General features: G+C 50.2%; 8 protein-coding genes. 2 read left to right on the forward strand and 6 right to left on the reverse strand.

Going from position 1 to position 11,481, the window contains the following annotated elements; all coding sequences use genetic code 11:
* Nucleotides 1-98: 98 nt before the first annotated feature.
* Complete coding sequence (locus LRP54_RS00760) at nucleotides 99-1,166, forward strand: LacI family DNA-binding transcriptional regulator (protein ID WP_231205432.1); 1,068 nt, start codon at nucleotides 99-101, stop codon at nucleotides 1,164-1,166.
* Between the two features lie 119 nt (nucleotides 1,167-1,285).
* Here LRP54_RS00760 and eno read toward each other — a convergent pair whose 3' ends face one another.
* The 5 genes from eno to galK all read right to left on the reverse strand — a co-directional run bounded on the left by eno (nucleotide 1,286) and on the right by galK (nucleotide 9,098).
* On the reverse strand, nucleotides 1,286-2,566 hold the full coding sequence (gene eno, locus LRP54_RS00765; RefSeq protein WP_231205552.1) for a phosphopyruvate hydratase: 1,281 nt from the start codon (nucleotides 2,564-2,566) through the stop codon (nucleotides 1,286-1,288).
* A gap of 241 nt (nucleotides 2,567-2,807) precedes the next feature.
* On the reverse strand, nucleotides 2,808-3,449 hold the full coding sequence (locus tag LRP54_RS00770; protein WP_231234627.1) for a hypothetical protein: 642 nt from the start codon (nucleotides 3,447-3,449) through the stop codon (nucleotides 2,808-2,810).
* Between the two features lie 6 nt (nucleotides 3,450-3,455).
* Nucleotides 3,456-7,097, reverse strand: coding sequence for a transcription-repair coupling factor (mfd, locus tag LRP54_RS00775; RefSeq protein ID WP_231234628.1), 3,642 nt, complete (start codon nucleotides 7,095-7,097; stop codon nucleotides 3,456-3,458).
* 52 nt (nucleotides 7,098-7,149) lie between these two features.
* Nucleotides 7,150-7,758 (reverse strand): aminoacyl-tRNA hydrolase, encoded by a 609-nt coding sequence (gene pth / locus LRP54_RS00780; protein WP_231234629.1) that lies wholly within the window; start codon nucleotides 7,756-7,758, stop codon nucleotides 7,150-7,152.
* A gap of 71 nt (nucleotides 7,759-7,829) precedes the next feature.
* Nucleotides 7,830-9,098, reverse strand: a complete 1,269-nt coding sequence (galK, locus tag LRP54_RS00785) for a galactokinase (RefSeq protein ID WP_231234630.1) — start codon at nucleotides 9,096-9,098, stop codon at nucleotides 7,830-7,832.
* Nucleotides 9,099-9,505: 407 nt separating this feature from the next.
* Here galK and LRP54_RS00790 point away from each other — a divergent pair, with 407 nt between their 5' ends.
* Nucleotides 9,506-10,051 (forward strand): 2'-5' RNA ligase family protein, encoded by a 546-nt coding sequence (locus LRP54_RS00790; protein WP_231205553.1) that lies wholly within the window; start codon nucleotides 9,506-9,508, stop codon nucleotides 10,049-10,051.
* A 273-nt stretch (nucleotides 10,052-10,324) separates the two neighbouring features.
* Here LRP54_RS00790 and LRP54_RS00795 read toward each other — a convergent pair whose 3' ends face one another.
* Complete coding sequence (locus LRP54_RS00795; RefSeq protein WP_231205554.1) at nucleotides 10,325-11,161, reverse strand: exodeoxyribonuclease III; 837 nt, start codon at nucleotides 11,159-11,161, stop codon at nucleotides 10,325-10,327.
* Nucleotides 11,162-11,481 lie beyond the last annotated feature (320 nt).

Genomic DNA, 11,481 nt, shown 5'->3' on the forward strand with positions numbered 1-11,481 from the left:
GTCCTCTTCGACGCATAGAAACCGGTTTCTATATCGTATATCACACACTACAGTGAAAAAAATTTCTTTATTATGAAACAACTCACACTATAAAAAATATGGCATACTCAATGGGATACGAATTACTCCCCCACCCAAAGACCCCTACACATATGCCTCACACACCCCACAAACGCCCCACCATTGATGACGTTGCACGAAGCGCAGGAGTATCAAAAGCAACAGTCTCCCGCGTACTCTCAGGAACATATCCAGTATCCAGCAGCACAAAAAAAGCAGTACAAGACGCTATCGACACCCTCAACTACACAGCCTCCATTCGCGCCCGCTCACTTGCCACAGGCAAATCAGAATCCATCGCCATCGTCATATCAGAGCCACTCGACACCTTCTTTGCCGACCCCACATTCGCGCTTATACTCCGCGGAATTACCGACGCAATGGCTGCAACCCCCTACATGCCCATCCTCCTCCCCACAGCAACCCCCGCTGAGCAGCGCAAAGCCTTACGTCTCATAACAAATCAAGCAGTAGACGCAGTCATTCACCTTTCCCCTTGGGCCGACCAAGAATTCCTCACTCCCCTACTCACACACACCATCCCCGTTGTCTTATGTGGACAAGACCATATTCCCCACTGGAGCCACCGATTCTCATTCGTCTATTCTGACGACAGGCGAGGAGCCGCCCAAGCAGCCACTCACCTTGCCTCACGCGGTTCCCGCAATCCTGTGGCTTTATTAGGCGCACCCAAACAACCCGCCGCACAAGAACGACTCCAAGGGTACCGACAAATATTCCCTCACCTAGATAACTCACGCATACGCTGGGGCGGATGGTCACCAGAAAATGGAGCACAAGCCATGCGTGACATTTTGGCCTCAGGAATTCCTTTTGACAGCGTCCTTGCTGCCTCAGATCGCATAGCCCGAGGAGCCCTTTCCGTCCTCACTGCGCATGGCCTAACCGTACCCACTGACGTAAAAATTATCGGCTACGACGACCACCCCACAGCTAGTGACGATTCACCACAGCTCAGCACCATCGCTCAACCCATGCACGAACAAGGCGCGCACGCATTCGCATTGACACAAGATATGCTCAACGGTCACGCTCCACGCAGCGTACTACTGCCAACACACCTGCATATCCGCGAAACAACCTAAATAGTCACTACTTTTCACAAAAACACATTCAGGGTGAGGCGCATAAGCACCTCACCCTGAATAATCGCTACGCCTTACGGTGACGATACACCTGAACTAGGTAGCATCACCTACAGTTTTCAGCGACCAAAACGTGGGAATGCGGAACGACCAGCATACACAGCGGCTTCACCCAGCTGTTCTTCAATACGAAGCAGCTGATTGTACTTTGCCACACGCTCTGAACGTGCCGGAGCACCCGTCTTGATCTGACCGGAGTTAGTTGCCACAGCCAAATCAGCAATCGTTGTGTCTTCAGTTTCACCGGAACGGTGAGAAGTCATTGAACGATAACCATTACGGTGAGCTTCTTCTACAGCGTCCAAAGTCTCTGTCAAAGAACCAATCTGGTTTACCTTCACCAGCAGCGCATTAGCAGCACCCAAATCAATACCCTTGCGCAAACGAGCAGGGTTCGTAACAAACAAATCGTCACCAACCAACTGGACGCGGCTACCAATCTGAGTGGTCAGAGCTGTCCATGCATCCCATTCATCTTCAGACAATGGATCTTCAATGGAAACCAGTGGGTAATCGGTAATGAGCTTCTCGTAGTAATCCACCATGTATTCGGTCGGGCGTGCTTCACCTTCGAACTGGTACTTACCATCCTTGAAGAACTCGGTAGAAGCCACATCCAGAGCCAAAGCCACATCATCACCAGGACGTAATCCAGCCTTTTCAATAGCTTCAACAATCAAGTCCAAAGCAGCAGCATTCGACGACAGATTCGGTGCGAAACCACCTTCGTCACCCAAACCTGTGGACAGGCCACGTTCTTTAATAACAGCCTTCAACGTGTGGTAAACCTCTGCACCCCAACGCAAGGCATCACGGAATGTATCTGCACCCAAAGGAGCAATCATGAATTCCTGAATATCCACGTTGGTGTCAGCATGTGAACCACCATTAAGAATATTCATCATCGGAACCGGAAGGACATGGGCGTTAGGGCCACCAAGGTACTGGTACAGTTCCAGACCTGCAGAAGTTGCAGCAGCCTTAGCAACAGCCAAGGAGACGCCCAAAATTGCGTTCGCACCCAGTTTGCCTTTGTTGTCAGTACCATCCAAGTCAATCATCACTTGGTCAATGAGGCGCTGATCGGCGGCATCTTCACCAATAAGTTCAGGAGCAATCACTTCACTCACAGCTTCAACAGCATCCTGAACGCCCTTACCCAAGTAGCGGCCCTTATCGCCGTCACGACGCTCTACAGCTTCAAACGCGCCTGTAGAAGCACCTGAAGGAACAGCCGCACGCTCATGGGTTCCGTCCTCAAGCAGGACCTCAACCTCAACGGTCGGGTTACCGCGCGAATCCAAAATCTCGCGTGCTCCAATGCCTTCAATCATTGCCACGTTATTCTCCAATCGATCAACTGCGTGACTGCGGTCAAAGATAACGTTAGTACGTGGCGGGCCTGAGGTCATCCTGGAATTTCATTTCCCCTACACTGACCAGCCTTATCCACCCTCACCAAATGAAAGAGAAGATGACATTAGTCCCCATTTTCATGTACAGCACTACACAATACACATGAGGTAAATCACATAAAAAGGGGGAGTATACTCCCGCACACTCCCCCTTGATTCTCAGTCTTTACTGGCCTTGCTGCATAGCAGTCGCACCCAAAGAATCAGCGGCTACCACATCACCAAATAATGGTTTAATCGGATTACCCGTTTGCATATCCACTGACCCATAACGCGGATTCACACTCACCGGCATATGAGCTTGAAGATCCTTGAAAGTATCCAACAACTGAGCGGCCTTCTGTGAATCTTGTGAAACGGCTGCCAGTTGTTGCTGCACATATGAGTAACGCACCAAATCCGACACAACTTTTCCTGGATTTTCCGGAATCGCCTGAATATTATTCGATTCTTTCAGCACACCCAGCTGCTCACGCACCTGCGTATCATCTAAAGCAACACCTTGACTTTGACCAAGAGCAATACCTACTGCCCACGCCGGCAATGCTTGAACCAAACGATCAGCCTGAGGACGCTTACCCATCATTTCAGCATACTGACGTACACCTTCTTCAACCTGCGCCTGCGTGTACACCACATCACCTACAGATACAGCCACACCAGGCTGCGCTGAACAGGCACTCATCCCCACAGCGGCGACAGCAAGACCCGCAACCACACACGCTTTTTTCCACGCCACTAATTTCATTACTGTTCCTCCAGCTTTACGGCACACTGCCAGCACGCAACCGGCCGATTCCTCACTCATTCTAAATCATGCAGAGAACGGAACAAGGATCTTCGTTACCACATCCCGTATCCACTCTAACAAAGGTTCGTCGGTTAAAGGCACTCCACCTATCCGCGAAGTCATCGGCGCTGGAATAAGTACCTGCCTGACCGCTGTTTTAATAACAGCCCCCGGATGCAAACGTTTAAGACGTATCACCTGCGAATCAGCCAACTGAACCGGAGAAAAACGCACATACTTTCCTTGAAGCATCACTTCTTCAAGCCCAGCAGCACGAATAACCTCACGCAAACGCGCCACAGCAAATAATAAATTCACTTCACGCGGAACAGGACCATAACGGTCCTCAAGTTCCACACGCACATCAGATTCTTCCTGAGGCGTCTTCGTTGAAGCGATACGACCATACATTTCAAGACGCAAACGCTCACCCCGAATATAACTGTCAGGTATATGCGCATCCACCGGCACATCCAGACGCACATCCGTCATATTCTCAGTTTTCTCACCTTTATAAGCAGCTACAGCATCGGCAACCATCCGCACATACAAGTCAAAACCTACACCCTCAATATGCCCCGACTGTGCGCCACCTAAAAGATTACCGGCACCTCGAATCTCAAGATCCTTTTGCGCAACCGCTAAACCTGAACCCAATTCACTATGAGCAGCAATAGTGGACAAACGTTCATGCGCAGTTTCAGTAAGCGTCCGATCTTGCGGATAGAAAAAATACGCATAGGCACGTTCACGCCCACGCCCGACACGGCCTCGTAACTGATGAAGCTGTGAGAGGCCAAAAATATCGGCACGATCCACAATCAGCGTATTCGCATTAGAAATATCAAGACCCGTTTCCACAATTGTCGTACATACAAGCACATCGAAATCATGATTCCAAAAGTCAATAATCACTTCTTCTAACTGATGCTCCGTTAACTTACCATGCGCCACACGCACACGAGCTTCTGGAAGCAACTGCGAAATATGATCCGCAACCGAATTAATTGAATCCACCCGATTATGCACATAAAACACTTGCCCATCACGCAGTAATTCCCGTCGAATAGCTGCAATAACCTGAGCATCTGTATGCGGCCCAACGAAAGTAAGAACCGGTTGACGTTCCTCAGGAGGCGTTTGCAAAATCGACATCTCACGAATACCCGACACAGCCATCTCTAATGTGCGCGGAATAGGGGTAGCAGACATCGATAACACGTCCACATCTGTACGCAAGGCTTTCAACGTTTCTTTATGTTCCACACCGAAACGCTGTTCCTCATCAATCACCACCAGACCTAAATCTTTGAAAGCCACCGTTCCTGTGAGCAGCGCATGGGTTCCAATCACCACATCCACCCCACCTGAAGCTAAGCCCTGACGGACGCGTTCAGTTTCTTGAGGCGTAGAAAAACGTGACAATGCCGCCACCGTCACAGGGAAACCCGCATAACGTTCCTGGAAAGTTTCCACATGCTGTTGGACAAGCAAGGTCGTTGGCACCAAAATTGCCACCTGTTTGCCGTCTTGCACAGCCTTAAAAGCTGCACGAACCGCGACCTCTGTTTTACCGTAACCCACATCACCTGTGAGCAGGCGATCCATTGGAATAGGTTTTTCCATATCGGCTTTTACTTCATCAATTGTAACAAGCTGATCCGGCGTTTCCACATACGGGAAAGCATCTTCTAATTCACGTTGCCACGGCGTATCCGGCGAAAACGCATATCCACGCGTAGCCTGACGCGCCGCGTACAGGCGAATCAGTTCTTTAGCGACCTCATTGACTGCTTTGCGGGCACGAGCTTTTGTTTTCGCCCACTCAGCACCACCCATTTTGGTCAATGACGGCGTATCAGACCCCGTGTACTTTGAAATTTGGTCGAGGGAATCTGTTGGCATAAATAAACGATCACCTGGTTGCCCACGTTTCGACGGAGCGTATTCGATGACCAGATAATCACGAGTTACCGCACTATCACCACGACCAACAGTTCGTGCAACCAGTTCAATAAATCGTCCAATTCCATGATGTTCATGAACAATTAAATCCCCCGCTTTTAAGGTCAGCGGATCCACACCTTTTTTGCGACGTGAAGGCATACGTCGCATATCTTTCGTTGTCGCCCCCTGCCTGCCAGTCAGATCAGATTCAGTCAGGAGAACAAATTTCAGGTCAGGCGCGACGAATCCTTTCCCCATCGGCGCCGCAATGACATGCACAATCGCTGGGATCATCTCTGACACTGACAGTTCTTCAACCAGTCGCGCAGCTAGACCAGCACTGTTCAAAACATGTGTCATGCGCTGTGCTGAACCGGGCGCATCCGAGGCAAGAACGATTCGCCATGATTGGCGAGCTAAATCTGTAAGGTCGCTCGTTGCTTTTTCAATGTCACCACGATAAGCATGCGCTTCACGCATACCAACAGCCATGATGGTCGGGGAAGCAATAATCGCTTGAGTATCACCCGTATATGAAGGGCTATCATCTGTGTCCCCTGTGGTGGCAGGTGATACGGGAAGTGATTCAAGTAATTCTGCGGGCGGTAAGGATGTCAGGTCCCACCATATGCGGCCAGCCTTGCCTCGTAGTTCCTCATAATCAATAAATGAGGCATGATCGGCTTCCAGAGGGATGGTGCCACCTCCGGCTGCTGCGGACCATGCGGCTGTTAAAAATTCTTCCGTTGTTGCCACGAGATCGTGGGCACGCGAACGTACACGTTCAGGATCACATACGAGGATTGGGGAAGCTTCTGGGATGGAATCTAAGAGGCGTTCCATGTGGGGAACAATGAGGGGGGCCAGTGATTCAATACCGGGGGCATGAATACCTTCGGCAGCTAATTCAAGGAGTTCCGCAGCCCCACTATAGTGCTGTGCAGCTTGACGGGCACGCTCACGCACCTGCGGTGTCAGTAGAAGTTCTTGACAAGCAGTTGCCCACATCCCATGTGTAGCTTGTTCAATGGTTCGTTGATCTGAAACAGAGAAGATACGAATATCTTCTACCTCGTCTCCCCATAATTCGATGCGGAAAGGATGTTTTTCATGTGCAACAAAAACATCAATAATTCCACCGCGCACGCTGAAGTGGCCGCGTTTTTCGACCATATCAACACTTTGGTATCCCAGGTGAGTCAAGCGGGCAACAAGGTCAGTCATATCAACACGGTCACCGACGCGCACGTACACGGGTTCATCGTCACCTAAACCACCGATCACAGGTTGCACAAAAGCACGTACTGGGCACACCAGAATACGGACAGGACGCGCATTCGGATTGTTGTGCATCGGATGTTTCAGGCGGCGTAAAACAGCAACACGTTGAGCGATCGTATCGGCCTGTGGGGATAGTCTTTCATGAGGCAGAGTTTCCCATGCTGGGAAAAGAGCAACATCATGTGCGGGAACCCATTGTTGCAGAGCCTGCACCAGCGATTGTGCTTCACGTCCTGTGGCTGTCACGACCACGAGTGGCGCTTTGTGCGCATGAGCATTGTGATGATCTGCCAGATTGCGCGCGATTTCCGCAATCAAGGCCGGGCGTGCGCCTACAGGTATAACAAGTGTGCCGCTGAGTCCACGGCCTATTGATTCACATGCCTGCGCATATGCCGGGTCTTGGATTAGCAGGGAGGAAAGTCCAGCGAATTTCACGTAACGTCTTTCACTACGGGTTCACTTAGGAATAACACTATTAAGAACGATATTAAGAACGAGCTGTATGCAATTTTTGTTGTGTTTCAACAAAACCATGCAGCACCATGTCTTGCACCACATCTGCGGCTTGTTCAATCGTGACATTCATTTCTGCACGATCACGCACATTCAGCCGAGCAAGGACATACGCGGCAGGATCTTGACGACCTGGGGGCCGTCCTATACCAATGCGTAAACGAAAGTAGTCGCGTGTTCCTAGGTGCTGGGTCAGCGACTTGAGGCCATTATGTCCGCCTTCGCCGCCGCCTTTTTTCAGGCGTAACTCGTGCGCAGGTAAATCCAAGTCATCGTGTATGACGAGGAGCTGTTCTGGCCCTATATTCAGGTAGTTCATCAGGCGTGAAATTGGGCCGCCACTGGTATTCATGTAGCTATCGCTTATGGCGAGTGTGACACGTGGGCCGGGGATTCCTCCGGGTAGTGTTCCTAGACGTATATCAGCGGTATGTGTACTACTTGCACGATGGGAGGTCATAGTATTTCCTGCCCGTTCTGCAAGGAGCTGCACGGTCATATGACCGACATTATGTCGCGTATCAGCATACTGGGCACCGGGGTTTCCCAGTCCCACGATGAGCCAAGGAGCAGAGGAATTCATGTCCATGATTCTCTCATTATCTGAGTGGCATAGGCTCTGTGAACAACAAAGAGGTTCGCTGTTTCACAGCCTCAGATATCCCTCCCTGCAGGAGCGCCAGCGATTGCTGTCAGAAAATGAGGGCTTTCCCATCCACGATCTGCGTAGGCACGAGCGACCGTTCGTGCAACTTTCTCAGCCTCATTGAGGCGAACTAAAGCAATAGCTGAACCGCCGAAGCCTCCCCCAGTCATACGAGCACCGTAAGCTCCCGCTGCGCGGGCAGCAGCTACAGCGACATCTAATTCCTCACACGAAACCTCATAGTCATCACGTAAAGAATCATGAGAATCATTCATTAAAGCTCCAGCAACATACAAACGTTCCCCTTCAAGAGGCCCCTGCGTGAGCACATCAATGAAAGCCCGTGTCCGCGCAATTTCAGAAATCACGTGCCGTGTGCGCTGCACCAAACGCTGGGAATCAGCACCTACCTCAGATAACACGCGCGTGGCAGCTTCCACATCCTCAGCTTCAACAAGCAGATTCACCCCGAGGATACGCGCAGCTTCTTCACTATCTGCACGACGTTGACCGTATTGGCCGTCAGCCAAAGAATGTGCTGCCCGCGTGTCAATAACCAGTAAGGCAAGATCCTCACTGGCAAGGTCAAAAGGAATATGTGCAACCGACATATCTCGACAATCCAATGCAAGCGCATGCCCAGCGCGACAACGCAAAGAAGCCGTCTGATCTAATCCCCCTGTATTCGCACCGGCGATTTCATTTTCAGCACGCCGACACAAATCGACAAGGATTTTCCGCCCTTCATCATGGGGAGCCTGCACCGTCCCAGCAATGCCAAAATCACCTAAATCATCAAGGGCAACAGCCATAGCGCACTCCAAAGCTGCCGATGATGAGAGGCCTCCGCCCCGTGGCACACATGACCATAAAGCAGCATCAAAACCTTGCAGTGGCCCATAACCTGCGCGTTCAAAAGCCCAAGCCACTCCCGCAAGATACGCTGCCCACGTCGTTACTTCATATTCGCTTCCACGTGGGCCAATCTGGTCAAGATCAAGTTCATCAATCTGTTCTCGTGTCTGAGGGGATACTAAACGTATCCGACGATCATTTCGCATGGATACAGCAATATAGGCACGATGCGGCAGCGCTATTGGCAGGCATGGGCCTCCGTTATAGTCCACGTGTTCACCGATGATGTTGACTCGTCCCGGAGCTGACCATACGCCTGTCGGTTCTGTACCGAAAGTTTCAACGAAAAGCGTCCGCGCATTTTCAATACCTGCACGGGGATCAACAGCTTCATTCCATGTAATTATTTTGTCGCTGAGCATGTCTTTTACCTTCACTTATTCTTTCTTTCACACGTATCCACGCCAGCCCACGCGCACCTGAATTTACGCATATACACGCAAGAAGTTCCAGTACCGCGGAACATGCCCCTCCTACCCAATCAGCATCAACGCTGCTGTAGGAAGCATTGAGGCGCATCCGATGGTAGGTACCACACCTACGGTTGTCATGAGCGCGTCTTTCTTTTACGAAGTGGATAAAGGTCGAGATGATAGGTCACTATTGCCCCTTCTGGTGCGCATATCACTAACCGCACCATCAACGTTAACAACCTCCAGGTTGGATTCCAAGTCCTTCAGAGTTTACGATAGCGTGTCAGCTTGAAACGCGATGATGTAAACATCCGTGACATGTTGACATGTTTTTGTCGTCAATTTCAGGTTTTTTCATGTTCTTGCAGCCTTTGTCTCCCGGCGAAGAATGGCTCGGAGTCGTCATCGCAATCCCTGAGCCTTGGGTAAGTGAATTGACACAAGCGCGCCTGAGTTTTGGCGATAAACTCGGTGCTTCAGTGCCTGCGCATATTACACTCATGCCTCCCTTGGCTATCTCATCTGACGAGCGTGAAGAAGTGATTCGGCATTTACGTTCTGTGGCGCAAAAGCACCGTCCTTTTCGTTTAACCCTTCAAGGAGCTGGATCGTTCCAGCCGGAATCCCCTGTGGTTTTCGCGCATGTCGCAGAAGGCGCTTCTGAATGTGCGATGCTGGCAGAGGATATACGCTCAGGGCCTTTAGATCATCAGTTACGTTTCCCTTATCATCCTCACGCGACACTTGCGCAGGGCGTTAACGAGGACGCTCTTACTCGTGCTTTCGAGTATGGGCAGTCCATTCACGCCTCTTGGTTGGTCCCAGGATTCAGACTTGATCGTGTGGATGCAAGTGGAACATATTCTTCTTTAGCTTTATTCGATTTAGAATCTGTTATGTAATCTGAAACATTACAGCAAGCGCCTCTCAGGTACTATTTTTGCGCTCAAGGCATGCAAAGGGCCCCATCGCAGCATGTCGCGGCAGGTCACGATAAGAAAATCTCTCACCTCAAAATACAGGGACAGCACAGGTGTAAGGGGAAAAGTGTGCGGATACGCGCAAGCACACGGTTGCTGGCCACGAATAAAGCCCACATGCCTATGAGCAAACGTCGAACTAAAGTTTAATCCACACAGGCTTTTTAAATTGAGCGCGGCACAGGATTACCCACCTCAGAGCGCGTAATCAATACTTAAAGGCGCATGGTCCGAGAAACGCTGATCGTAGCTCTGCGCGCGACCTATAAAGAAAGAACGCGCACACTCAGCTAACTGAGGAGTCACATACTGGTAATCAATACGCCACCCAGAATCATTATCGAATGCTTTTCCTCGCCATGACCACCATGTATAAGGACCTTGTACGTCACCCGCTAAGTCACGCATCATGTCATGCCAGCCTTCGTGTACCCATTGTTCTAGGAAGGCAATTTCTTCATCCAGAACACCTGCGCTCTTATTGTGATTTGGTGTCCAGTTTTTGATATCTGCACGTGAGCGCACAATATTGAAGTCACCTGCCACAAGTGCATGAGATTCTTGGGTGAGCAGTTCACTCATTCGTGTACTAATACGAGGCATATGCGCCATTTTTGCTTCTTGCTTAGGTGTGTCTTTTTCACCCGAATGGAAGTAGGCTGAAACAACTTTGAGGGTGCTCCCTGCTGGCGTTTCAATATGTGCTTCAACCCAGCGTCCTGAATCCACGTCGTTCTCATCCTCGTATAGGTAAGTACGCGGGTCCATTGGGTCAGTACCGTTTATGTTTTCGCAGTGCAGCAGATCAGCACGATCACGGTGTACCGCTATGGCGACACCTGCTCGACCTTTAATACGGCATGGCACAACGATAGTGCGCCACTGGTCCCCTAAAAGATCTGTGACTATCTGAGGGTCAGCGCGGACTTCTTGTAGGAGGAGGAGCGCAGGTTCTTCATATTCGAGCCACTGTTTCATGTCGCGTTTCATGGCGGCGCGAATACCGTTGAGGTTAACCGTGGTTATCCGCATGGTCCCTGAATCTTGTGAACGTTTCACTTATCCCCCTTCAATGAGCATGACTATTGTGCCCGTTCAAAACATTTCATGCCCACGGTGTTCACAGTAGTGTGAGTGTTCTATGAGGATTGGCTTGTCTATGAAGTATGTGGCAGGCATGACAGGAGCTAATCCGATTCATGCGATATTGTCACTGTTTTCTGCTATTGCATGCCGGGTTATCTCAAAAAACTTCACGGTTAAAGTATGTATATTTTTATGACTTTCCTTTAGCGCTCAAAACCTATGCATCCGATATTGACATATTGTGGCTATACGTAAATTTTTAGATA

Source organism: Schaalia sp. lx-100 (assembly GCF_021083625.1).
GTDB lineage: Bacteria > Actinomycetota > Actinomycetes > Actinomycetales > Actinomycetaceae > Pauljensenia.

Coding starts and splice junctions, on each gene's coding strand:
- galK (WP_231234630.1), bottom strand. CDS start 9,098: ATGCTCAGCGACAAAATAATTACATGGAATGAAGCTGTTGATCCCCGT.
- LRP54_RS00790 (WP_231205553.1), top strand. CDS start 9,506: ATGTTCTTGCAGCCTTTGTCTCCCGGCGAAGAATGGCTCGGAGTCGTC.
- LRP54_RS00795 (WP_231205554.1), bottom strand. CDS start 11,161: ATGCGGATAACCACGGTTAACCTCAACGGTATTCGCGCCGCCATGAAA.
- LRP54_RS00760 (WP_231205432.1), top strand. CDS start 99: ATGGCATACTCAATGGGATACGAATTACTCCCCCACCCAAAGACCCCT.
- pth (WP_231234629.1), bottom strand. CDS start 7,758: ATGAATTCCTCTGCTCCTTGGCTCATCGTGGGACTGGGAAACCCCGGT.
- LRP54_RS00770 (WP_231234627.1), bottom strand. CDS start 3,449: ATGAGTGAGGAATCGGCCGGTTGCGTGCTGGCAGTGTGCCGTAAAGCT.